This window comes from Bradyrhizobium sp. 170 (genome assembly GCF_023101085.1).
GTDB lineage: Bacteria > Pseudomonadota > Alphaproteobacteria > Rhizobiales > Xanthobacteraceae > Bradyrhizobium.
This window is the reverse complement of record NZ_CP064703.1, coordinates 1,482,341-1,504,994: the sequence shown is the minus strand read 5'-3', so window position 1 is coordinate 1,504,994 and position 22,654 is coordinate 1,482,341. Positions and strand designations below refer to the sequence as shown.

22 protein-coding genes and 1 pseudogene are annotated in these 22,654 nt (G+C 61.2%); 14 read left to right on the top strand and 9 right to left on the bottom strand.

The annotated features are described in order from the left end of the window. Positions 1 to 31: 31 nt before the first annotated feature. The 4 genes from IVB05_RS07200 to IVB05_RS07185 all read right to left on the bottom strand — a co-directional run bounded on the left by IVB05_RS07200 (position 32) and on the right by IVB05_RS07185 (position 2,441). Complete coding sequence (locus IVB05_RS07200; RefSeq protein WP_247783722.1) at positions 32 to 517, bottom strand: SRPBCC family protein; 486 nt, start codon at positions 515 to 517, stop codon at positions 32 to 34. Continuing rightward, positions 514 to 831 (bottom strand): metalloregulator ArsR/SmtB family transcription factor, encoded by a 318-nt coding sequence (locus IVB05_RS07195; RefSeq protein ID WP_247783721.1) that lies wholly within the window; start codon positions 829 to 831, stop codon positions 514 to 516. Before IVB05_RS07195 ends, IVB05_RS07200 begins: the two co-directional genes overlap by 4 nt. Positions 832 to 945: 114 nt before the next feature. Further along, entirely contained in the window at positions 946 to 1,752 is an 807-nt protein-coding gene (locus IVB05_RS07190) for a nucleoside phosphorylase (RefSeq protein WP_247783720.1), read from the bottom strand. Positions 1,753 to 1,772: 20 nt separating this feature from the next. Next, positions 1,773 to 2,441, bottom strand: a complete 669-nt coding sequence (locus IVB05_RS07185) for a metalloregulator ArsR/SmtB family transcription factor (RefSeq protein WP_247783719.1) — start codon at positions 2,439 to 2,441, stop codon at positions 1,773 to 1,775. A gap of 73 nt (positions 2,442 to 2,514) precedes the next feature. Between IVB05_RS07185 and IVB05_RS07180 the strand changes: the two genes are divergently transcribed. The 4 genes and pseudogenes from IVB05_RS07180 to IVB05_RS07165 all read left to right on the top strand — a co-directional run bounded on the left by IVB05_RS07180 (position 2,515) and on the right by IVB05_RS07165 (position 6,031). Beyond that, positions 2,515 to 3,255, top strand: a complete 741-nt coding sequence (locus tag IVB05_RS07180) for an MBL fold metallo-hydrolase (protein ID WP_247783718.1) — start codon at positions 2,515 to 2,517, stop codon at positions 3,253 to 3,255. 4 nt (positions 3,256 to 3,259) lie between these two features. Then, positions 3,260 to 4,519 carry an MFS transporter gene (locus tag IVB05_RS07175; RefSeq protein ID WP_247783717.1) on the top strand — a complete coding sequence of 420 codons (1,260 nt, stop codon included), beginning with the start codon at positions 3,260 to 3,262 and terminating at the stop codon, positions 4,517 to 4,519. Beyond that, on the top strand, positions 4,516 to 4,902 hold the full coding sequence (locus IVB05_RS07170; RefSeq protein WP_247783716.1) for a GFA family protein: 387 nt from the start codon (positions 4,516 to 4,518) through the stop codon (positions 4,900 to 4,902). Before IVB05_RS07175 ends, IVB05_RS07170 begins: the two co-directional genes overlap by 4 nt. Before the next feature lie 8 nt (positions 4,903 to 4,910). Continuing rightward, positions 4,911 to 6,031 (top strand): annotated as a pseudogene (locus IVB05_RS07165) (cysteine desulfurase family protein). A 15-nt stretch (positions 6,032 to 6,046) separates the two neighbouring features. On the opposite strand, the gene IVB05_RS07160 reads toward IVB05_RS07165, so the two are convergent. Beyond that, complete coding sequence (locus tag IVB05_RS07160) at positions 6,047 to 6,664, bottom strand: class I SAM-dependent methyltransferase (protein ID WP_247783715.1); 618 nt, start codon at positions 6,662 to 6,664, stop codon at positions 6,047 to 6,049. Between the two features lie 1,388 nt (positions 6,665 to 8,052). On the opposite strand from IVB05_RS07160, the gene IVB05_RS07155 reads away from it, so the two are divergent. The 5 genes from IVB05_RS07155 (at position 8,053) to IVB05_RS07135 (ending at position 12,903) form a co-directional block, all read left to right on the top strand. Then, positions 8,053 to 9,207 carry a PLP-dependent aminotransferase family protein gene (locus IVB05_RS07155; protein WP_247783714.1) on the top strand — a complete coding sequence of 385 codons (1,155 nt, stop codon included), beginning with the start codon at positions 8,053 to 8,055 and terminating at the stop codon, positions 9,205 to 9,207. Between the two features lie 623 nt (positions 9,208 to 9,830). Next, a complete protein-coding gene (locus tag IVB05_RS07150) occupies positions 9,831 to 10,379 on the top strand; it encodes a hypothetical protein (protein WP_247783713.1) in 549 nt (182 codons plus the stop codon). 311 nt (positions 10,380 to 10,690) lie between these two features. Next, a complete protein-coding gene (locus tag IVB05_RS07145; protein WP_247783712.1) occupies positions 10,691 to 10,933 on the top strand; it encodes a hypothetical protein in 243 nt (80 codons plus the stop codon). Positions 10,934 to 11,196: 263 nt separating this feature from the next. Continuing rightward, a complete protein-coding gene (locus tag IVB05_RS07140; protein ID WP_247783711.1) occupies positions 11,197 to 12,321 on the top strand; it encodes an acetylserotonin O-methyltransferase in 1,125 nt (374 codons plus the stop codon). 54 nt (positions 12,322 to 12,375) lie between these two features. Next, positions 12,376 to 12,903, top strand: a complete 528-nt coding sequence (locus IVB05_RS07135; protein ID WP_247783710.1) for a cytochrome c — start codon at positions 12,376 to 12,378, stop codon at positions 12,901 to 12,903. 301 nt (positions 12,904 to 13,204) lie between these two features. On the opposite strand, the gene IVB05_RS07130 is transcribed toward IVB05_RS07135, so the two are convergent. From IVB05_RS07130 to nagA, 3 genes are all read right to left on the bottom strand, one after another. Continuing rightward, positions 13,205 to 14,347: a hypothetical protein gene (locus tag IVB05_RS07130; protein ID WP_247783709.1), complete on the bottom strand. Its 1,143-nt coding sequence runs from the start codon at positions 14,345 to 14,347 to the stop codon at positions 13,205 to 13,207. Between the two features lie 92 nt (positions 14,348 to 14,439). Continuing rightward, entirely contained in the window at positions 14,440 to 15,642 is a 1,203-nt protein-coding gene (locus IVB05_RS07125) for an aspartate kinase (protein ID WP_247783708.1), read from the bottom strand. After that, positions 15,643 to 16,815 (bottom strand): N-acetylglucosamine-6-phosphate deacetylase, encoded by a 1,173-nt coding sequence (nagA, locus tag IVB05_RS07120; RefSeq protein WP_247783707.1) that lies wholly within the window; start codon positions 16,813 to 16,815, stop codon positions 15,643 to 15,645. Between the two features lie 117 nt (positions 16,816 to 16,932). Here nagA and IVB05_RS07115 point away from each other — a divergent pair, with 117 nt between their 5' ends. From IVB05_RS07115 to IVB05_RS07095, 5 genes are all read left to right on the top strand, one after another. After that, entirely contained in the window at positions 16,933 to 17,871 is a 939-nt protein-coding gene (locus IVB05_RS07115; RefSeq protein ID WP_247783706.1) for a BadF/BadG/BcrA/BcrD ATPase family protein, read from the top strand. Continuing rightward, on the top strand, positions 17,843 to 18,835 hold the full coding sequence (locus tag IVB05_RS07110; RefSeq protein ID WP_247783705.1) for an N-acetylmuramic acid 6-phosphate etherase: 993 nt from the start codon (positions 17,843 to 17,845) through the stop codon (positions 18,833 to 18,835). The genes IVB05_RS07115 and IVB05_RS07110 overlap by 29 nt, the downstream gene beginning before the upstream one ends. A gap of 11 nt (positions 18,836 to 18,846) precedes the next feature. Beyond that, positions 18,847 to 19,845, top strand: coding sequence for an SIS domain-containing protein (locus tag IVB05_RS07105; protein WP_247783704.1), 999 nt, complete (start codon positions 18,847 to 18,849; stop codon positions 19,843 to 19,845). Between the two features lie 308 nt (positions 19,846 to 20,153). Next, entirely contained in the window at positions 20,154 to 21,212 is a 1,059-nt protein-coding gene (locus IVB05_RS07100; RefSeq protein ID WP_247783703.1) for a hypothetical protein, read from the top strand. Positions 21,213 to 21,546: 334 nt separating this feature from the next. After that, entirely contained in the window at positions 21,547 to 21,942 is a 396-nt protein-coding gene (locus tag IVB05_RS07095; RefSeq protein WP_247783702.1) for a hypothetical protein, read from the top strand. 41 nt (positions 21,943 to 21,983) lie between these two features. On the opposite strand, the gene IVB05_RS07090 is transcribed toward IVB05_RS07095, so the two are convergent. Next, positions 21,984 to 22,649 carry a tetratricopeptide repeat protein gene (locus tag IVB05_RS07090; RefSeq protein WP_247783701.1) on the bottom strand — a complete coding sequence of 222 codons (666 nt, stop codon included), beginning with the start codon at positions 22,647 to 22,649 and terminating at the stop codon, positions 21,984 to 21,986. Between the last annotated feature and the right edge of the window lie 5 nt (positions 22,650 to 22,654).

Genomic DNA, 22,654 nt, shown 5'->3' with positions numbered 1-22,654 from the left:
GATCACGATCATGCCGCAAGGGACGCGAGCATCATGCCTCGCCGACAATCCGTTCGGCGAACCGTTTCAGATAAAGCGGCCAGCCCTGATCGCCCTCGACTCCATCCCGGACGCTTTCCCAACCCTCGCCATGGCGTTCAAAGTGACGGTGCTCAAGCTCCAACCGAGTCCGGCTTGGCGACTCGGCAATGAATCGCACCTCCCATTCACTCGTCTTGTCGGGATCAGTTTCGATTTGCCAGCGCGGGCTGATGTCCCAGCTTAGAAGGACGCGATTCGGCGGCTCAAAAGCCAACACACGCGCCCAGCGGCATTCGCTTCCATCGACACCTCGATCATAAACGTGACCCCCGACCCGCGGTTCGAACACAGTCTCTGCGATCGGGACGGAGAGCAGATTGTGCTCGCGTGGCTTGAAGCTGCCGAAGTCTTCAGTGAAGACCTTGAACGCGCGATCGATAGGCGCCTCGACCACGACAGATTGTTTGATGGGCGCTGCCGATACACGTTTAGTCATTGCTGGTCCTCCACTGATTTTTCGACGGCCACTTTGTAGGCTGCCAGTGTGCTGCTCCAGAACCGGTCAAGCCAGGCGCGCATCTGGCCGAGCCCCGCTGGATCGATGTGATAAATGTTGCTGGCGCCCTTTGGCTCGGCACGAACCAAACGAGATTCGCGAAGCACCTTCAGATGCTGGGAGACGGCTGACTGGGAGACCGTCAGCTCTCGAGTGAGTTCAACGACAGTGCGAGGCCGCGCGCCCACCAGCTCGAAAATTCGTCTGCGAGTGGAATCGCCCAGCGCAGCCAATTGCGCGCTGTCTTTAGCCATGGAAGGTCGACGTCCGATTGTTGGGGTCATTAGTCATGGCTAATGATTAGCGTAGACTGATGGTTTCGTCAAATGGAGATGTGGCCCAACTTTCGCCGACGGATCACAACCTGGTCATGATCCAGAACTTCGCCACCCCCGCGCTGTAGCAGCAACGACCGCGAGCGTGGCCTTGGCGCCGTCCGCCTCGCCCTTCTCGAAGTCGCCCTCGCTCTGCGCCATCGAGTTCGTCACGTGCGCGAAGCACACGATCGAGTTGTTGCTCGTCGTGCCGAAGGCGTAGAGGGCCGCGAGCATCCCCAGATCGCGCGCCCGCGCGATCGCCGCTGCGGTCTCGCGATAGGGAGCATCCGTCGTCCAAGTCGAGCCGCGATGCAGCTTCTCGGGCAGCGATCGGCCCTCCCGCTCGACGAGGTCCAAGAGAGACATGTTGGGGGCTTCGGCGAAGGTCGAGCCCGGGAGGTAGTGATAGCTTGTCCCCTCGTCGCGCAGCGCGCGGTCGATCAGGACGAAGTAGGGCGTCGGTCCGATGGGATTGATCTGGCCCGCTGAAGTAACGCTGACGAGCAGCCGGCAGCCCGATGCGAAGAGCTGCTCGGCGACCAGGACGGCGAAGGGTGCCCCGACCGCGCAGCCGACGATCCCGACCTCGCCGATGCCGTCGAGATCGAAGGCAAGAAGCTCGGTGTGGTAGCAGGCCCAACCTTCATGGATGCGGCCGGCGCCAGTCCGCTTGAGGTGGCGGACTACGTCACCGTCCGGATCGAGCACGCAGATTTCGGGCACAGCGACGAGCGGCAACTGCCTCTGCCGGCGCGCCTCCCTCAACAGGGATTCAGGCCGGAACACCGAGGGCGCCTTGTGATCCTTCACGCCAACGATCGGCCACGCGGGTTCCGCGCAATGAGGCTTATCATCCATGATGCACCTGACGACCTGTCTCAAGCCACGGATTCGACCGGCAGGCCGGCGGCTTTCCATTCCGGGTAACCGTCCTCAAGACGGCGAACGCGATAACCGCGCGCCCTCAGTGCCGACACGGCTTCGAACGAAAGAACGCAATAGGGACCGCGACAGTACGCAATCACTTCACGGCCTTTCGGCAACTCACCCAAGCGTCGTTCCAATTCGGCGAGAGGAATATTGAACGCCCCCGGTAGATGGCCAAGCGCGAACTCATCCTCGGGCCGCACATCAAGCAACGTAACCAGATCGTCCCGCAATCGCGCGACCAGGTCGTCACGCGAGACGGGCTCAAGCGCATCACGGGCCTGAAAGTAGTCGGCCACCACACGACCGATCTCGGCGACATTCCGTTCACCGACGCGACCCAATGCTTTGATCAGCGTGACCACTTCGGTTTCGCCGGCCAGTCGATAAAGAATGTGCTTGCCGCGACGCTCGGTCTCCACGAGGCGCGCACGCCTGAGGATCTGAAGGTGGCGCGACGTGTTGGCGAACGTCAGACGCGCCCGAGCCGACAGCTCCTCGACGGTGCGTATCCCCTGCGCAAGGTGTTCCAGGAGTTCAAGCCGGTGAGCATGGCCGAGCGCCTGCGCTACTTGGGCAAGATTCTCATAGATCGCTTGTTTCGGTCCCGAGCTTGACACGGCGCCTCTTCAATATATCATTCAGCAGATCGATTGAATGTATCTAGCGTTTCTCACAAGGGAGTGCAAGTCCATGATTCTCCGCCAGTTCTTGCATAGCGATCCAGTCGGTATCTCCTACCTCTTCGGCTGCGGCGGCAAAGCCACCGGAGCGGTCGTTGATCCGGTCGGCGATATTCAGCCCTACCTGCAGGCCGCCGACAATGCCGGCATGCGGATCCACTTCGTCATCGACACCCATGTCCATGCCGATCACCTGTCAGCAGGCCGGGCGCTTGCAGCCGCAGCGGGGGCTGAGTACGTGCTCTCGGCCGAGGCTGGCGTATCGTTTCCCTACAAAGGCGTGCGCGACGGCGATGTACTTCCGCTAGGCAACGTCTCCGCCACCGTGCTGCACACGCCCGGTCACACGCCCGAGCACATCTGCATCCTTGTGACGGACCGAACGCGCGCCAACGAGCCCTGGTTCGTCTTCACTGGTCACACGCTCATGGTCGGCGATCTCGGCCGCACCGAACTTGCCGTGAGCGCGGAGGAAGGCGCCAGGCAGTTATTTCGGAGTGTGCGCAGGCTGAAGGAGCTTCCTGACTACGTCGAGGTGCTGCCGGGCGCCTATGCGGGCTCGGTCTGCGGTCGCCGCCTGAGCGGCAAGCCATCGTCCGCGATCGGCTTCGAGAAGCGGCACAATCATGCGTTCACGATCGAGGACGAGGCCGAGTTTGTCCGGTTCATGATCGCCGAGATTCCGCCGGCACCACCGGAAGCCGCGAAGATCAGGGCGGCAAACTCAGGCACGGCGGCGGTCGCGGCCTGATATCATGACCGAAGCTGTAACCGGTCCACGGACTGCCTCGTCTGTCCGACTGGGGCTCAAAGAGAACTGGCCGCAGTTCGCCTTGCTCGTCCTGATCAACGCCTTCGTCGGCGGGATGGTCGGAATCGAGCGGACGGTCGTGCCGCTGATCGGCTCCGAGGAGTTCAAAATCAGTTCGACGACGCTCGTCGTTTCCTTCATCGTCAGCTTCGGCGTCGTGAAGGCGTGCGCCAACCTGGTCTCCGGCCAGCTCGCCGACGCCTGGGGACGCAAACGTGTTCTGATCCTCGGCTGGCTCGTCGGCCTGCCCGTGCCGTTCATGATCATGTGGGCGCCGAGCTGGGGATGGGTCATCGCAGCGAACGCCCTTCTCGGCATCAACCAGGGTCTTGCCTGGTCGATGACGGTGATCATGAAAATCGATCTCGTCGGGCCGAAGTCGCGAGGACTTGCCGTGGGCCTAAACGAGTTCGCCGGCTATCTTGCGGTGGGTGTGACCGCCTTCCTCACCGGGTATCTTGCCTCGAAGTACGGTCTGCGGCCGGCGCCGATCTACCTAGGCGTTGCCTATGCGATTCTTGGCACGGCGCTCTCGATCCTGCTGGTGCAGGATACACGGGAGCACGTCCGAGTGGAAACGGCGGCCCATACGCAGCAATCGGTGCCGATCAGCTTCCGCGAGATATTCCTTCTCACCTCGTTCCGGGATCGCAACCTGTTTGCCGCATCGCAGGCCGGGCTCGTCAATAATCTTAATGATGGGATGAGCTGGGGAATCTTTCCCCTGTTCTTCGCTTCGTTCGGCCTCCATGTCGACCGGATCGGTATCTTGAAGGCCGTCTATCCGGTGACCTGGGGCATCCTGCAGATCGCCACGGGCCCTCTTTCCGATCGTTGGGGCCGCAAGGGACTGATAGTGGCTGGCATGTGGGTGCAGGCCGTAGGCTTGTTTCTGACTGCAGCAACAAGTCATTTCGAATGGTGGCTTGTCGGCAGCCTACTGCTCGGGCTTGGCACGGCCATGGTGTATCCCAGCCTGATCGCCGCCGTCTCCGACGCCTCGCATCCGAGCTGGCGCGCACGATCGCTCAGTGTCTACCGCTTCTGGCGCGATCTCGGTTACGCGATCGGTGCGCTGTCGGCCGGCCTGATCGCCGACCTCTTCGGCATGGGTTGGGCGATCGGAACGATTGGCGCGCTCACCTTCCTGTCGGGGGCGATCGTATTCATCGCCATGGAGTCCAGACCCGGAGCGCGACAATGACCGAGGCCTTTTCAGGACGCTGCCTCTGCGGGGCGGTGCGTTTCGAGGCGCGAGGCCGGCCGAAAGGGATCTTCTGGTGTCACTGCGATAGCTGCCGCCGCCATTCTGGTGCGCCGGTCAGCGTCTTCGTCGGGTTCGAAAACGACGCTGTCACGCTGACCGAGGGCACCATAACCACGTTCAAATCATCGCCGGGCACCATGCGGGGCTTCTGTTCCCGCTGCGGCTCCACGCTGACCTGCGCTACCGTGCATTTTCCGACGGAAACGCACTATCACGTCGGCGCCTTCGACCGGGCGACGGAGCTGCAACCGAGCAAGCACTTCTTCACCGATGAGAAACTGCCGTGGCTGCGGCTTAATCACGACGAGCAAGGCAAGTGACTGCGACGATGCCGCCAATCTGTCTCGACTACAACGCAAGCACGCCGGTGGATCCTGCAGTCTCGGCGGCCATGCGGCCATTGCTGGAGGAGGCCTTCGGCAACCCATCGAGCGGGCATTGGGCGAGCACGCCGGCCAAGGCCGCCCTGGAGCGCGCCCGCGGCCAGGTCGCCGCGCTGATCGGCGCTGCACCAGAGGAGATCGTGTTCACCAGCGGCGGCAGCGAAGCAGACAACCTCGCAATCAAGGGCACGTTCTTCGCGCCCAACCGCCACGGGGCGCACATCATCACCTCAGCAATCGAGCATCCGGCTGTTCTCGCTCCCTGCCGATTTCTCCAAGGGTTCGGCGCCTCGGTTACTCATCTCCCGGTGGATCGGACAGCTTGATCGATCCAGAGGACGTGCGGCGCGCCATTACTCCGCAGACGGTGCTGATCAGCATCATGCACGCCAACAACGAAGTTGGCACCATACAGCCGATCGCGGAAATCGGCGCGATCGCGCGGCAGCACGGGATCCGTTTTCACACCGATGCGGCGCAATCAGTCGGAAAAATCCCGACCAGGGTGAACGAACTCGGCGTCGATATGCTTACGGTCGCCGGTCACAAGCTTTACGCCCCGAAAGGCGTCGGTGCGCTGTACGTCAGGCGAGGACTTGAACTTGAGCCTCTGATCCACGGCGCCGGGCACGAATCGGGCCGACGCGCCGGAACCGAGAGCGCTCTGCTCGCTGTTGGGCTCGGGGCTGCCTGTGCGATGGCTGCGGACCTTGCACCGATGAACCACATTCAGGTCTTGCGCGATCGCTTGGGGCAGGCCCTGCAAAACAGGTTCGGCCAACGCATTGCACTCAACGGCCATCTCAAGCGTCGATTGCCTAACACGCTCAACGTGTCGTTCGTCGGCAGAATAGGCGCGGACATCCTAGCCCAGCTACGCGATGTCGCTGCATCGACAGGTTCGGCGTGCCATTCGGGCCGGATCGAACTCTCACCGGTTCTCGCGGCCATGAGCGTGCCCGAGAGGATCGGAATGGGGGCGATCCGTTTCAGCTTGGGAAGGTACACCACAGCCGACGAGATCGAGGACGTGGTCGCACGTTTGGCCACGATCGCGGCCGTCTGATCGCTCAGTTCAAGGCTACCGCTTTGTCGCCAGCACAAGAGCAGGTTCGTTTGCGTCATGTCCCACAATATGGACGTCCATACCCGCTCGTTCGAGAGCAGCCGATACGTCGTTCAGCGCCGGAAAGCGATAGATTTCCGGTGGAAACGATGCCATGGCTTTCAGGTCAGCGTTCGTTCGGAACAGCAACCCAAGACGGCCACCCGGCTTTAATACACGCGCGATCTCGCGCAGCGACATGTCGATATCTTTCCAGAAATAGAGCACGTGGACGCACTGTGCTTTGTCGAAGACATTGTCGGGAAAGGGCAGCGATTCAACACTCGAAAGGACGACGTTCATGCGAGAGGCTTCGACGAGCGGCCGGTTTCGTTGCGCCGCGATCTGGACCATCAGCTTAGAGGGGTCCACCCCGAAGATGCGTCCCCGAGGAGCCCGCGCGGCCAATTCCGTCAGGCTGCGGCCGTGGCCACATCCAACATCGAGGATGTGATCGCCCTGCTCGATGCCGAGCGCATTCATTGCGCGCAGATTCTGGCTCCAGGTTTCGCGCGCCATGATGAAGGCGATCAGCCGGCCTAAAAGGCCGCGCGCATTGCGTGCATGTTCGGCAATGAACTGAGGACGACGCATCTGGCTTCCCGTGGTTGAACAACCTCATAGTAGAGTGCCTTAACTCCGCAGAACCGGCTCGCCGAAAATGAAATGCGTATCGCCATTTTTGAAAACACCGCCACAGAACACTAGGTTGGACGGACCGGCTGCCGAAGGGTGCCCCTGCGAGCGGGGCCGGCGACAGGGAAGCGCTTAGTCAGCCAGAAGATGGTGGGTGTTTGGGCCAGTGCCAGGTCAGAACCGGACAGTAGATTCAGGGTATTGGCGGTAAGTAGGCATGGCGGGTTGATCTCATATGGCGGAATCAGCCGTTCTCCTTTGTTCTTCGGGTCCTGTCGGGGTCCCGGTTGGGTCCCGCATGAACGTGAACGAACGCAGAAGATCGCAAATTATCGACATAAAAAAACCCGAGAAAACAAGGGCGTTCTGCTGATCCGGACCGCTCATAACGGTCTGGTTGCAGGTTCGAGTCCTGCCGGGCCCACCAGCTTTCGCTGGCTGCGCCAGCTTCGGCTGGGCAAGCCATTTCGTAGCGAAGGCTGCCGCGCCGAAGCCCGCAGGGCGAAGGCGGGCCGCGCGCCGGCAAGCCACCCCGCGATTGTCTCAGGAAAGGCAGCCGCAAGGCCGACGCGGCTCGCGCTTCCAACTAAAATATCGAAAACAACCCCATGCAAAGTAGCATGGTGGTCGCTGGCATGGATTCTCTACCCGCGAAACATTTTGACACGTCGGGCAAATCAGCGGCACAATTCCATCCTCGCGCAATTGGTACGATCGCCCATGGCGCTACCATCGGGCTCTCGGCGCGATTACAGACCCAAACTCCGACGACTGAAATTGTACCGGCTCCTGCGCGGCTAAACCTCGCCCTGCGCCTCCTTCACCGAACGGCCCGTCAACGGTCGACCATGTTTCGCGACAGACCGCCTTGCGCCAGGAGCGGGCGTTCCACGACCACGCATTCCGCGAACAACCGGCCCTTGCCCTTGACTGATAAGCTTCACGCTCAAGGAACCTTCGGTTGCCATCTCCACATCTGTGAAGCGGTATGATGGAACGTTCACCTTTGTGCAGGGTTACCGGTCCATTGCAAAGGAAGATGGACCAGGATTGTGGCTTTTCACGTCAGTCTTGTTGGTCGAACTGACCTCAGTGGCGAGATCTACCGCCAGATCCGGCAAGCAATTCTGGACCGGCGCCTTCGACCTGGAGAGCGCTTGCCACCCACGCGAGAACTGGCCACCGCGCTGAGGGTCTCACGATCGACTGTGACGGTCGCGTATGAACGCCTTCTCGCAGAAGGATTTGCGACATCCCATACCGGCTCCGGAACGTTCGTCAGCCATCATCTTGAGACGAAACGACCGGCATCGAAGACTAGGCGATCGACGGCCCGCGCGATTCAAGTGCGTGGAGTTTGGAACACGATACCGCTGCCGCCACACTTTCTCCGCGTGGCGCCTTTCGACTTCAGGCCCGGGCTTCCGGACGCTTCGCTATTTCCACATCGAACCTGGCGGCGGGTCGTCGCCCGTGCGCTGCGCTCGCGGGAGATGGCGGCAGGTGTCTACGAGAATCCCGCGGGCAATTGGGACCTGCGCGCGGCGATCGCTCGCCACATCGGCGTCTCACGCAGCGTTTCCGGATCGCCCGACGACGTCCTCGTGACGAATGGCACCCAACAGGCGCTCGACATCATCGCTCGCGTGCTTCTCGATCCCGGCGATGTCGTAGCCGTGGAGAAACCGGGCTATTTGCCTCCAAAACAATTGTTCAGGGCGTTAGGTGCACGCGTGATCGGCGTGCCGGTCGATAGCGAAGGTTTGGTCGTGGAGGCATTGCCCGCCGAAGCCAGGGTAGTCTACGTGACGCCCTCGCATCAGTTTCCCCTCGGCGTGGCCATGAGCCTGTCGCGCCGACGGGCGCTGCTTGCCTGGGCCGAGCGCCACAACGCGGTTGTCGTCGAGGACGACTATGACAGCGAGTTTCGCTTCGGCGGGCGTCCGCTCGAGCCGCTTCAGACCATCGATTCGACCGGTCGCGTTGTGTATGTCGGCACGTTTTCAAAGACGTTGCTGCCGGCTCTCCGGCTGGCCTTCATGGTCGTGCCGCCGTCACTGCGGGAGGCGGCGCACAAGGCGAAGTACGTTACCGATTGGCACACAGCGACGATCGCGCAGAGCGCGCTGGCGCAGTTCATCGACGAGGGCACGTTTGCGCGCCACATTCGCAGGGTGGGCCGCTCCTATGGAGAACGGCATGAGATGCTGACCTCGGAGATCAAGAGAAACTTCGGCGATTATCTCGACCTTGTTCCATCGAGCACCGGGCTGCATGTCGCCGCCTACGCGAGAAGAGCGTCGGTTGATGATATCGATGCGATTGCATCTCGAGCCTTTGATCTCGGCGTTGTCATTCGCTCCTTCCCGCTGGAGGGAGAGCCTCGGGCTGGCGTCATGCTGGGATATGGGGCGATCGAGACGGCGCGGATCGCCGAAGGGCTGGGACGGCTACGCAGATGCTTCGATGAGCGCATGTCTCGACGCGCGAAAGCGGCATGAGCGATGTCGCGTGAGGTGACGGCGCACCGTGAACCGCCGCCTGGATTGGACTGATCGATCATACGCGGATTGGACCTTCCTTCATATCGCTTCGGTTGTAATGTTGGGGCGCTGACAAGGTCGACGGCGCGCGTTGCCGCAGCTCGAATCAGCAAAAATGCAGAGCGCGGCCGTCTTCCTTGCAGCGCGACTTCGGGACCGGCCAAGTGCGGCCAGATTCGGCGGCAGCACGAGCGCCAGACACCTGCAACGTCACCAAGGAGAGCAACATGGGCGCTCCATCACCGAAACTCTGCAACCCTGGTGAACATTGGGTGACGTCATGGATCTCATTTTCGACCTGTCGGCTCCGGAATTGAGCGCGCTTCTGTGCGCGATCTCTCTCGCTCTGATTCCGCTAATGATATGGGCCTTTTGGGACATCGACCGACGACGCCAAGCACAGTTGACGCGAAGACGCCTGCAGCGGCTATCCGTGGCGCGAGGCCGGGGACCGCTGATCGCCCGCGTCAGCCGCGGCGTCGCCAGCAAAAATTCTCGCAGCTTCAAGCAAAATCCCGCCTTCGTCATTCGTTCGGACGATGTTCGGGCATCGTCAAGGTAGCCTTTGAGGAGAACGGCTCATGGAAAGCATTCAAACCCGCCTCGCGCTGGCATCGCAGCGGGCGGCCGGCCAGCGATCGTTTCAGATTCTAGGCGATCACGATCTGCCTAGGCTCGAGGCGTTTTTCCTGTCTTTTGATTTTGATCAGCGGCGCGGATACTTTGGCGGGGGCATCTCCAGCCAGTCGATCCGCAAGTTCTGCCGCTCCATCGATTGGAATGTCACCACGATCATCGCCCGAAGCGGCCCTTGCTGCCTCGAAGCGATCGCAACGCTGGTCTCGCTGCCTCCGGATTACACGGCCGTCGAACTTTCGATCGCCTGCCCGCTCGCCTGCGAGCAGCAGCCCATCATCGCCGAGCTTTTCGAACTCGCGATCGGCGCGCTCGGAAATCGAAAGGTCATTGTCAGCCGTGAGCTCGCGCATCCCGACCTGATGGCGCTGGTTCGATCCAGCGGTCTTGGGCGCTTCGAGAGCGATCATGTCGAGATCGATCTGGTCGCCGCCGCCCGGACAAAGCGCGGTGCCTTAACAGCGTTGCTTCGCGAAGAAGACCTGACGTGGTGATTTACGCGAGCGACTTGGGCGATCTCCGCGCCTGACGCTCGCCCGCCGAGGCGACCAGGCGAACTAAACAGCTCGTCGCATCCCATAAATACCTCAACGTCGCATCTTCGACGTCGCTCGTGAACGACGTTGTTGATGTTGATCAAAAAATGCGGGAGTACGTCATGTCGTAGGCAGCAACAAAGCCAGGTACGACCCGCGTTTACCAGCCGCGACGCGAGGGCTCCACGAGCCACAGCAGGCTTGCTGCAAACACGGTTCTGATTGAGCGAGGGGCCTCGGACGAGACGGCATCGGCGGGGAAGCTGCAGGTGCTGCTGTTGATGGGCAGCGGCGTCGTTGCCGCCGCCCAAATCGGCAAGGCCATCATTGCGGTTCCGATGATCCGCGGCGGCCTGGCCGCCACGGTGCCCCCGGAGGATATGTGCCCGCCATCGGCGCCGCCTTGCGAGCACGCGGCGACGCATAATCCAGTAATTGGAATTGGTCCGACGGAAGTACAAGAATTCGGCACCTCGACCGGTCCTGCTGCGCCCTGCGCTGCCTCAGCGTAGGGCCTTAGGTGTCACCATGCCAACCGGAATTGGACTGGCCAGGAATCCATGAATTGGCACTTCTATCGGTCCTATAGTCTCCCTACCGTTGCCTCGGCGGAAAGCGAAGGAGCGCCAAGGGAAGGAGCGCATGGCTGGAAATGGGAGACTGAAATGCCTCGAGCGGAAATTCGCGTCTATCACTCGACTACGTGGATTTGTGCCGAAGATCACCGCGCGGCTCAAGAGCTGCGAATTAACCGTCAACACCTGAGGAGAGCACGATGCCCAATCATCAGCGCGCTGCTGTGCACAGGACAACGCTTGCCCGCCAGCCCGGTTCGATCTCGGGCGAGACAAGGCTGCGCGCGGCCGATCAACCGATCGTCACCACGCAGGAGCTTCCTTCCGCCGTCCCGCTAATGGCACTTTCGACCGGCTTCTGGGCTTTCAAGACCCTGGCCGGAGCACACGAGGAGGGCCTGTTCAGTCACCTTGCAGGCGGCGCCGGCACCACGGTTGCGGAGCTGGCGGAAGCGCTCGGGCTGCATCCACGCCCGGCCGAGATGCTGTTGACCGGCTGCGCTGCACTCGGGCTTCTGGAGAAAACGGACGGCCGCTATCGCAATACGCCCTTAAGCGAAGCCTATCTCGTGCGCGGGAAGCCATATTACTTCGGTGGCTTCGTGCAGATGGCCGACAAGCGGCTCTACGCGGGCTGGGGCAAGCTTACCGAAGCGCTGCGCACGAACCGGCCAACCACGTGGGACCCGGCAGTGCAATCCTCGATGTTCGAGGGCGAGGATCCGACGATGCTGGCACTCTTCTGGGAGGCGATGCATTCGCTCTCCACGATGACCGCGCGCAAGCTCGGCGAAGCCGTGGATCTCAATCGTTTCCGCCGCCTTCTGGACATCGGCGGCGGATCGGGCGCGTACGACATCGAGCTTTGCAAACTGTATGGGGAGCTGCGCGCGACCGTATTTGATCTGCCGCATGTGGCCGCGATCGCCGCTGGAAAAATTACCGAGGCCGGCTTGACCGACCGCATCGAAACCGCCGGCGGCAACTTCTTCGAACAGCTTCCCGAGCATCACGACGTGCATCTCCTGTCGATGATCCTGCACGATTGGGATGAAGCGAAGAACCGCGCGCTGCTGCGCCGGTCCTTCGAGGCTTTGCCGAGCGGCGGCGCAGTCGTCATCAGCGAGCTTCTCGTCAATGACGAAAAGACCGGGCCGGCGCCGGCCGCGCTGATGAGCCTCAACATGCTGATCGAGACGGAAGGACGAAACTACACGCCGATCGAATATTCGGCGTGGCTCGAGGAAGCCGGCTTCCGGCACATCGAGACGGTCTGGTTCGACGCACCCGCCGCGAACGGCGCCGTGATCGGCCGCAAACCATAAGGCGCAAAGCTGAGTGGAACAGGCGCACCGCAGTTCAAGCCAGGGAGGCAAATCATGTTGCGGATTTCAGTTCGTCTTGCATTCGTGACCGCGTTAGTTATCGCGCTTCCAGCGTTCGCGGCCATAGCTGACGATTCACAGATCACGCGCGGCAAATATCTCGTCACGCTCGGCGGCTGCAACGACTGCCACACGCCGGGATACTTCTTCGGGAATCCCGACATGTCGCGCTTTCTCGGCGGCTCGGATGTGGGCTTCGAGATTCCGGGTGAAGGTGTCTTTGTGGGCCCAAACATCACACCCGACAGAAAGACCGGCATCGGTAGTTGGACCCCAGAGCAGATCGTGAAGGCGATACAGGTCGGTGAACGGCCGGACGGCCGCATCCTGGCGCCGATCATGCCTTGGCACGCTTTTGCGACACTCACGGCGGATGACGCCATGGCGATCGCGGCTTTTCTCCAAAGCTTGAACCCGGTCAGCAACCAGATTCCCGGTCCGTTCAAACCCGGGGAAAAGGTTTCGACCTTCATGTTCCGGATTGTGCCACCGGGCGAAACCGCAGCGGCTGCGGCCAAGTAGTCTGGGTCTGATCCAAACAATACTCCGCATTTGTTTAGCGTAAGCGGACGTCGCGGGTTCGTGCGCCAATGTCTGAGAATGACGCCGCACCAGTTTCGCACCAGAAACAATCTCATCGGAACGCAACGAACGCGATCCAAATCGAACAAAAACGCGGCAAAATCAACGAAGCTGATCGATACTCTGCCGCTCATAACGGTCTGGTTGCAGGTTCGAGTCCTGCCGGGCCCACCAGCCTTCCCTCGCGAAACGAGCGAAGGCTGCCACGCCGAAGCTCAGCCCGCGAGCTACGGCCTGGCAATCAGATCATTCTCTCGTCACTGTCGCGTCCAAGCTTACTCAGCCGCTCAATGAACTTTGCCTTTTTCTCATGACGCGCGCGGATCGAGCTGAGGCGACGATCAAAATCGTCTTGGTTGCCCTCTTCTACAGCCAGCGCCTGAAGATCCGAAAGCAGACTTATGGCGCTATCATAGCCAGTCGGGTTGCGGCGTTCGATTCCTTCCTCGATCTCCCGCCACACACTGCTGGCGCCGCGCTGCTTGAGAATCATAAGTCGAGTGCGGCGTGCTTTTTCCGCCTCAGCTGCTTGGCGGCGCCGTTCTGCTTCATGGCACTCGGCCTCGGCGCGCTCCCGCGCCTCCCTGATCTCCTGCGCCCGCGTTCGCAGTGCACCGACGGTGCGGTGTGTAGCAGGTGCAGGGTTCTTCTTGCGAACTCTACTCCTGAGCTCGGCGGCTACATGGGTGTCACCATCGACGACGCGCAGTAGCAGCTCAGCTTTCTCACGTTCAGGAATGACCGCTACTGCTTTGCGCAGCCCGTCTTTGGACATGGCCGTGTCATCTGCACTCAATTCGGCAGCCGCCATTACGAGATCGGAATCGATGCCGAAAAACTCCGCAAAACCTTCGAGCGCACCAGTCAACGGAGCTATGCCTGGCAGCGGCTCGACTTCATCTTCAGGGATGAACTCGTCCTGTACCGCTGTCAGCCACAGCAGGTAAAACAACCGAAGGTCTCCCGACAGCACATCGGTCCGCAGCGGCGCGAGCGCAGCAAGCCGACTGGAGCCATCATCCCAGTCGTCGTAGCCCCCATCTTCGTGATGTTGAATATCAATGATCAAGTTATCGCCAGAGGTCCACACCTCGACCCAATCGATCTCGCGAAGAAAGCGATCTATGTCCGCTTGGTTCACGAAGCGCTTCGGCACCTTGATCATCAGGCGCCGCGTGCCCCAATTCGCGAGATAAAGGTGGAGGTCGAACCAGCGCTCCATGAACTTGCGCGGGTCGCCCTTGAGATCTCCCCATTCGTAATGGTTGGTGAAGCTCGTCGCGGTGATCCACGCCCGTGATGAAATCGTTCGTAATGCGTCCTGCGCTGCTCGGTCGAGGGGACGATCGATCGCCTGAAATTCGTAGTATTGGTATTCGCTCATGCGCGGGTTCGGTCCTACGGATGGGAATGCTAGACAGCGCGTCGCCCGCCTGCGCGTGCCGAGGGGCCCACCAGCGATGCCGCTCCTCGAACCTATGTTTGCTGGACAAGCGAATGCAACGCCCTAACGGCGGCCTCCCGGTTCTCCACAGGGACAAACAGACTGACCGAATGCGGCGATAACACGTATTTGTCGGGGACAATCCCGTGCTGTCCGAGAACCTGCAACGCCCTTAACGGCAATTCCGACGAAACGCCGCCAAAGCAGGTGAGACTCACCGAGCTTGAAGCGTCGCGCTGCTTGCGCAGATCCGTGCTTCGCTCCAGCGTGCGCAACAGGGCGTCGAGCCACTCCGAATCACAGGCCACCGTCATGCTGGTTTTTCCCGCGATGAAGCTCGAGGCGAGGAGCTGCGGCCAGGACAGGCTGTTTTGCTTGAGATGCTGCGCGAATTTCTCGAAACCGTGATTGAGATCTTCGGAATCGATTTCCACATGCTCAATGCGAGCCATCGAGTTGACGGCCAGAACCTTTCCGTTTTCCATGCCTGCAACCTCTTTCATCACTTGCGTGCTGCGTTTAACGCCACCCCACTGCTTGAGAACCAGAGGCACATCCTGACTTTGCGCCAGCTCTACGCTGCGAAAATGCAGGACCTTTGCTCCCCAGAAGCACATTTCGGACAGGGATGCGAAGTCCACTCGCCGCAGGGGCTTTGCGTCAGGCACGATACGCGGATCGGCCGAACAAATTCCGTCGACCTCTTTGATGATTTCACAGCGTTCGGCCTTCAGCGCCGCGGCCATCGCAACGGCCGTGGTGTCGCTGCCGCCCCGGCCGAGCGTGGTGATTTCCCTGGTCACCGGGTTCACGCCCTGAAATCCTGCCAGCACCACAACGCGCCCACGATCAAGTTCCTCACGCACGCGAATGGGCCGTACATCCAGAATGCGCGCGGAGGAATGGGAGTCGTCGGTCATCACGCCGGCCTGGCTGCCGGTGAAGCTGATCGCGGGCACGCCGAGATCGGAAAGCGCCATGCTCATCAGGGACATGCTGATGCGCTCACCGGTCGTTAGCAGCATATCGAGTTCACGGCGATTGGGTGTCGGGCTTACCTGATAAGCCATCTGGATCAATTGGTCGGTGGTCTTGCCCATGGCGGAGACGATCGCCACCACACGATGACCACGGCCATGCAGGGCGGCGAGACTGCGCGCAACCGCGCGAATTTTCGCCGGTGTTTCAAGACAGACACCGCCATATTTTTGCACGATGATGGGATGGTTGCGCATCTAACCTCGATGAGAAGCCTCGCCCATCGAACCGGCACCGCCTATCCACGTGCCGACGATTTCAAAGTTCGGATTGAAGGCGACAAGGTCCGCGCGGTATCCTGGCGCGATCCGTCCAAGCTCGGACTCAAGGCCCAGAAATGCCGCTGATGTCCGGGAGGCCATGATGAGGGCATCGACAAGGGAGATTCCGAGCAGCGCAACAGCGTTGCGCACCGCCTCGATCATGGTGAGGTGAGCGCCCGCGAGTGTGCCATCGGGGCCGGTCAGGCGATTTTCGTGCAACGTGATCGGCCTTCCCTGCAGCATGAATTGCCGGTCGTTCGTGCCCGCCAATGGCATGGCATCGGTGACCAGCATCAATCGATCGCGTCCCTTGCAGCGGAAGGCAACACGCAAACCGGCGCTGTCAACGTGGATGCCGTCGCAGATGATCCCTGCAAACAGCCGGTCATCCCCCAGCGCGGCGCCCACCAGGCCTGGCTCCCGGGCGTTCAACTGCGACATGGCATTGAACAGATGGGTCACCCCCGAGACACCGCGATCGACCGCCTGCCCGATTTCGGCTGCGGTGGCGTCGCTGTGGCCGGCCGCGATACGCAATCCGGCGCCGATCAATTCATCGATCATGGACGCGGGCACGCATTCCGGCGCCAAGGTCACCATGGAGCGGCCGCGGCCCCCAAAACTTTTGATCGCGGCGAGATCGCGCTGATCGGGCACGCGTATCTCGGCTTCCGGATGAATGCCCTTGCGAGACCTGTTGAGGGCTGGTCCTTCCAGATGAAAGCCGAGAACGCCGGGAATCTTCAGACAATCCTGGGCGACCGCAGCCAATCGCTCGATGACCTCGCTGCGATCGGTGATGAGGGTCGGCAAGCAGCCCGTGGTCCCCTCCTTGCGGTGCGTCTCAACGATGCGTCGAACGCCGACCTCCGTCGGCTCGTCGTTGAGAAGAACGCCCCCGCCTCCGTTCACCTGGATGTCGATGAATCCGGGTGCAAGGATCGCGTCTGCGGGAAGGTGGATTGAGTCGCGCGCCTCCGCCTCGCCGAAGGTGATGCTTTCAATCCGCCCCTGCGAGATCCTGACCGACCCCGGCCCGCGCATATCGGCACCGTCAAAAATGTGCTGCGCGGCAATCGTGAGGGAGGAAGAACCAGCGTCGCCCATCAGTATTGATCCGAGAATACCAGTCACGGACTCGTGAGGCGAGTCACCTACAAGACTTCATATGTACACCAAGGAGCTTTGGGAGGACCCCGAGCGAAACCTTCGCGTTAACTTTCCATGGGAACAAAAGGTACCACGTATCTCGGCATTGATGGCGGCGGAACTCGCTGCCGTGCCCGGATTGAGGACGAAAACGGCACGGTACTCGGTGCAGCGAGCTCGGGGCCCGCCACGACGCGGATTGGCTTCGAGAAGGCCTGGCGGTCCATCATGGAGGCCACTGAAGCGGCAGCCGCACAGGCCGGACTGACGGGCGAGGATTTCGCGCGGATGCACGCCGGAATTGGCCTGGCCGGTCTTGGTCGCCGGGGCGCGGAAGCGGCGCTCAACAAGATCGCGCATCCCTTTGCGTCCGTCATCTTCATCAGCGACGGCCTGGCGGCCTGTCTCGGCGCCCATAGCGGCGCGAACGGGGCCATCGTGGTTGCCGGCACAGGCTCGGTGGGTGTCGGCCTGATCGACGGCCGCGAAATCCGTCTCGCCGGATACGGCTTTCCCGTGTCGGACGAAGGCAGCGGTGCCGACATCGGCCTGCAGGTTGTTCGACTGGCGCTACGGGCCGCGGATCGCCGTGGCGAGCTGACCCCATTGCTTTCAGAGGTGCTGGGCGCATTCGATCATGATCCTTATCAGGCGGTGGCCTGGTCTGAAGAAGCCAGGGCCACAGACTATGCTGCGTTCGCGCCGATCGTGATGCGGCACGCCAATCAGGGCGATCCGGTCGGCCGTCGCATTGTCGAACGCGCGGCCGATGCCATTGGCGATCTGCTTGATCTGTTCCTGGCGAGAGGAATTGACCGGCTCTCGCTGGTAGGCGGGCTCGCGGATGCCATTACGCCCTGGCTGACGCCTGACCTGCGCGCCCGCCTGAGGTGTCCTGACGCCGACGCGGCCGCCGGGGCGTTACTGGTGGCGCGAGGGCGGCTTGAGCTGCCCAAGAAAGAATTGCCCAACAGAGAAACTGACCATGAACAGGCTTCGAAGTTCCGCGTTTGATGGCGCATGGATCAACCATACAGCCACCGAAGAAGTCGATCCCCGCTTTGCCGATCTCGATGCATGGTCGCTGACGTCAGCGATGGAAGCGATGTGGGAGGGCCAGCTTGCGGCAGTCGCGGCGATCGGCCATGCCCTTCCCGCGATCACTGCGGCGACCGAAGCGGCCAAAGCGGCGCTGGGTGATCACGGACGCATTGTGTATGTCGGCGCCGGCACCTCGGCCCGCGTGGCGGTCCAGGACGGCGCCGAGCTGATGCCGACCTTCGCCTGGCCCAGCGAGCGCGTCCGCTTCATCGTCGCCGGCGGAGACAGCGCGTTCGTCACCAGCATCGAGGGCGCGGAGGATGATGTCGATGATGCGGTCACGCAGATCGATGCCGCACGGCTCACACAACACGACGTGGTGATCGCCGTTGCCGCCAGCGGGACAACGCCATTCACGGTCGCGGCGCTGCAGCAGGCGGGCTCGTTCGGTGCGGTGACGATCGGTGTTGCCAACAATCCCGGCACCGCACTGCTGGCGTCGGCAAAGTTTCCGATCTTGATCGAGACCGGCCGCGAGCTGATCGCCGGCTCCACGCGGATGAAGGCAGGCACCGCGCAGAAGGTTGTGCTCAACCTGATCTCCTCAGGGATCATGCTGCGCCTTGGCCGGGTGTACCGCGGCATGATGGTGAACATGCAGCCGACCAATGCCAAGTTGAAGCGGCGGGCCGAGGCCATGGTGGCCCAAATCGCGCACTGTGATCCGTCGCACGCGGCACGCTGGCTTGAGCAGGCCGAGGGAGACATCAAGACGGCAGGCCTTCTGGCGCTGGGTTTCGACAGGGTTGATGCCGAGACCATTCTGAAAAACTGTGACGGTAACCTTCGGCGCGTGTTTGCCGAACTCGTCAAGGATCGTGACCGGCATCCCAAGGGAGCGACGGCGCGCAAGCAAGGCGGAGCGGTTGAGCCGTGACGACATCCGCAATGGCGAGCGAAATCGGGGAAAGTGCGGATGTTGTCGCCAAAATTGTTCGTAACCGTCTCGCCACGCGCGACATCGCGCAGCGAATTGGGATTGGCTCCGCTCCCCTGTGCGTCGTGTGCGGTCGGGGAAGCTCCGGACATGCCGGGGTTTTCTTAAGATACCTTGTCGAGACGCGGCTTCGCCTTCCCGTTTCAGCCAGCGCGCCTTCGGTGATCACGGCATTTCGCACGCCGTTGATGCTGCGCCATGCGCTTTTCATCGTGATCTCGCAATCCGGGCGCAGCCCGGATCTTGTCGCGGCGACCAGGTCGGCGCGCGCCGCGGGCGCCCGCACCATCGCCATCGTCAATGCGACGTCGTCGCCGGTGGCTGACGAAGCGGAATTCGTCGTTCCGATCGAAGCCGGCAGAGAGCACTCCGTAGCGGCGACCAAGACCGTGATCGGCTCGATGGCCGCTGGCGTCGGACTTGTTGCCGAGCTGGCGCAAAATCGTGCGTTGCGGTCAGCCCTCGACAGGCTGCCCGAACGCCTGCACCGCGCGCTGGCGCTGGACTGGTCCGAGGTTGCCGATGATCTCACCAAAGCGTCAGCTGTGTTTGTGGCGGCGCGGGGCCTCGGCCTGGGCTCGGCGCGGGAGATTGCGCTCAAACTTTCGGAAATCCTGCGCCTGCCTTCCATCGGTCTGAGCGCCGCCGAGCTGCAGCATGGGCCGCGCGCCGCGTTATCGTCGCGCACGCCGGTTGTCATGATGCGCCTCATGGATGAAACGGCGGCCACGGTGGACGCGTTGGCAGAAGAATTGCGCGAGCAAAAGATCGCGCTGCATCTATGCGGCGGACCGCGTGGCTCGTTGCCCTGGTTGGCCGAGGATGACCCTGCCACCGACCCGATCACCATGCTCGTTCCGGCCTATCGGATGATCGAGCAGACGGCGCGCGCCTGCGGATTTGACCCGGATCGTCCCCCTCGCCTGAGCAAGATTACCGAGACGTTTTGACGGCTGCTGTTCGCTGGCCGGCGGCCGAAAGCTGGAACACCGCCGCACCAGATGCGTACGCTTCTCGTTCGCCGCGTTCGCGCATGGCGATCTTCTCGACGGCGTCAGAAAGATACGGGCAGCGGAAGCGCCCTTCCAAATGACGCAATGGGGAAGGCGGTTAGACGAGCAATATCAATTGGCTGGGGGCGAGAGCGAGGGTTCTGCTTTCTCCGCGCGCCATCGGTCTTTCGCAGGTTCAAGCAGAGGGACTGGTTGCCAGTTCGCTGTGGATGCCCATACCATCAAGCTATTGGCGCGATTTGAGATTGGGCAGAATCATCGTGCGGAACAAATTGGCGGTTCTGATTACTTTGGCAAAACGCCCCGAGGGGCGAGCGACGCTCGATGAGCTCGTAGACGAAGTCGCGCTGCTCATTGCAGCGACAGATGAAAAGATCGGAAATAGCGAACAGCTCTCCGCACTCGACCATATCGACATTTTTCAGTCCGGGCTCTTGGCATCCGAGGACGACAGCTTGCGGATCACCGAGAATGGCCGGTCACTCCTCCGTACCCTGGGAATCTCGGCGCAAGAGTTTCCATCAGGAACTTTTCGGCCTGACGACCCCCGAATGCCTGCTGGAAGCAAGGATCATCCGATGGATACAGATCGTCCAGCCGCGACAAGCAACGAAGCATCCGCACATCATAGTTATCGTGAGATCGCCTCGGATGCTCCCGCTTTCCTGATCCGCAAATTCGGCTCTGGGCTCCGAGGTGCAAGCTCCAATTCTTTGAGTAATCTAATGAAGCGCATGCGGCAGGGGATCGGCATCTGGCGCCGCCATCTCCAGCAGGATCAGCCACCGAAAGAGACCCGGCGCTCGGGCGCAAATATGGAACGCGGACTGTTCGCGCTGCTGAGCCTGCTCGTAATCGTGAGCTGCGCTGGCGCGGCCGCCGCCCTCATACAAATCAAAACCTTGAAGTCAGAACTAGCCGCCCTGCAACGCGAACTGCTTCCGCTCAAGCTGAGAGTAGCCAGGCTCGATCAGATCGAAAAGAGCAAGGAAACACCAGACAAGGTGAGCGATCAAAAAAATCAGTCGCCGCGAGAAAGTCGCGCTGAAGAAGCCCCCCTTCTTCTCTCTCGCGAAGAGATTCAGCTCATTCGCGACTATATTAAGCCGGCCCCCGTCGTGGGCTCCTCGACGGCACCTGTCAGCGTCGGTGATCCTGTCACCGGGCCGACAATCCCCTTCCCGTCTCCTGTCACGGAGAAGGTGCCCAAATTGCTCGGCGCGAGGTTTGCGATCAAAAACAGCACGATCATCATCGTCAGGAAAGACAGTCGTCAGGCTGACGCTGTGCTTGGACCGAACTAGATCCCGTTCCTGTCCCACGGCGGACCGCAGCGGCCGGTCAGGGATTTTGTACGCGCGGTAATTCGTCCAGCCAGCTCGAAGAAGCCATGCGGTTGTTGCGATGAGACGAGCTTGGCCATAGCCGACTTACCAGAACTCTTATTTCCTTTCGCACCGCGCGGAAATAGAGCAGGTGCGTGATCGCAAAGGACAGAAGGCAAGTCCCTAAAATGGTCGCCATCACATACAGGCCAGCACCCGACGGGACCGCAATGGGTCCAAGCGATGCCTGCGTGGTGGTGGGTACGCCGGCCTGCCAGGAGAGGACCAAGAAGCCCGCATAGGCAACGCTCGAGTGAGTTGCGACCGTGAACGGGAGCCTGGACCTGGTTGTGAGCCCAAAGCAGGCCAACAGGAAGATCGGAAGCGCAAGCCCGAAGAACTGAAACCCATCGATCGCGACGAACTCGCTCAACATTGCATTGCTTCGCTGAAAGATGCCGAAAATCCTGAGATTGATGAACCAGAGAAGTTCAGAGCTCGGGGCATATTGAAGGGCACGCGCCGCCAGTTCAGCGCAAAGCGCGGCGACAAAAAGCGCGAATGGTCCCAGGAATTGCAGTTTGCAAAGACGGTTCATGAGACGGCAAGCCATACGTCAAAAAACGTTCAGCTAGGCTTACGTCAAAAACGTTTAGCTGGTCTTAAGGGTTTCCCCCGGCGCAAATGCGCGCCTTCCAGCGCATATTAAAGTATCAATGGGAAACAAAATATAACGGGCAGCTATTCTGCCTATGGCTGATTATTTGGCGGCCTTTCAATGAACCGCCGGCTGCCATTGAGAAGCTCGAGGTTATTGGCGATCACCGGGTTGCCCGGATCGAGCGAATAAGCCTTCTCAAACTTTCGCCGCGCCGCAGCCAGATTGCCGCGCAGCATGTACGAGTATCCCTGATCATTCAGAACTTGAACTGTTTCTCCCCCTAGCCGGACCGCCTGCGCATAAGCCTGATCGGCAAGATCAAATCGACGCAACCGATCGTAGCTCGCTGCGAGCCCGATCCAGGCCGTTACGTCCTTCGGCGATTTCTCGACCGCGTCCTTGAAATAGCGCTGGGCGATCCCGTAAGCGCCGCGGTTGAAGTGCTCCAGTCCCAACCGCACGGGCTCGTCCGAAGGGTAGTATTTGACGTCGGTCGGTTCCTGCACGGGGTCCCCGCCCGGCGGATCCACGGGGGCCACGATTGCGGCCTCCCTCAATGTGTGGTCACACGCCGCAAGGCCGGTCGCCAGCCAGCAACAGGTCAGCATTAGAATGAGACGCCGCATAACCCCTCGTCCCCCGCGCGGCCCAGCGGCCTCATTGCACTGTTCGAGAATATCATCGCCAAAAATACCGCCCTCAATGTCGCCAGAACGACCAAAAGAATTATCGAAGAAGAAGTCCCAAGGCGGCAAATGCG

Coding starts and splice junctions, on each gene's coding strand:
- IVB05_RS07200 (WP_247783722.1), bottom strand. CDS start 517: ATGACTAAACGTGTATCGGCAGCGCCCATCAAACAATCTGTCGTGGTC.
- IVB05_RS07195 (WP_247783721.1), bottom strand. CDS start 831: ATGGCTAAAGACAGCGCGCAATTGGCTGCGCTGGGCGATTCCACTCGC.
- IVB05_RS07190 (WP_247783720.1), bottom strand. CDS start 1,752: ATGGATGATAAGCCTCATTGCGCGGAACCCGCGTGGCCGATCGTTGGC.
- IVB05_RS07180 (WP_247783718.1), top strand. CDS start 2,515: ATGATTCTCCGCCAGTTCTTGCATAGCGATCCAGTCGGTATCTCCTAC.
- IVB05_RS07175 (WP_247783717.1), top strand. CDS start 3,260: ATGACCGAAGCTGTAACCGGTCCACGGACTGCCTCGTCTGTCCGACTG.
- IVB05_RS07170 (WP_247783716.1), top strand. CDS start 4,516: ATGACCGAGGCCTTTTCAGGACGCTGCCTCTGCGGGGCGGTGCGTTTC.
- IVB05_RS07160 (WP_247783715.1), bottom strand. CDS start 6,664: ATGCGTCGTCCTCAGTTCATTGCCGAACATGCACGCAATGCGCGCGGC.
- IVB05_RS07150 (WP_247783713.1), top strand. CDS start 9,831: ATGGAAAGCATTCAAACCCGCCTCGCGCTGGCATCGCAGCGGGCGGCC.
- IVB05_RS07140 (WP_247783711.1), top strand. CDS start 11,197: ATGCCCAATCATCAGCGCGCTGCTGTGCACAGGACAACGCTTGCCCGC.
- IVB05_RS07135 (WP_247783710.1), top strand. CDS start 12,376: ATGTTGCGGATTTCAGTTCGTCTTGCATTCGTGACCGCGTTAGTTATC.
- IVB05_RS07130 (WP_247783709.1), bottom strand. CDS start 14,347: ATGAGCGAATACCAATACTACGAATTTCAGGCGATCGATCGTCCCCTC.
- IVB05_RS07125 (WP_247783708.1), bottom strand. CDS start 15,642: ATGCGCAACCATCCCATCATCGTGCAAAAATATGGCGGTGTCTGTCTT.
- nagA (WP_247783707.1), bottom strand. CDS start 16,815: ATGGGCGACGCTGGTTCTTCCTCCCTCACGATTGCCGCGCAGCACATT.
- IVB05_RS07115 (WP_247783706.1), top strand. CDS start 16,933: ATGGGAACAAAAGGTACCACGTATCTCGGCATTGATGGCGGCGGAACT.
- IVB05_RS07110 (WP_247783705.1), top strand. CDS start 17,843: ATGAACAGGCTTCGAAGTTCCGCGTTTGATGGCGCATGGATCAACCAT.
- IVB05_RS07105 (WP_247783704.1), top strand. CDS start 18,847: ATGGCGAGCGAAATCGGGGAAAGTGCGGATGTTGTCGCCAAAATTGTT.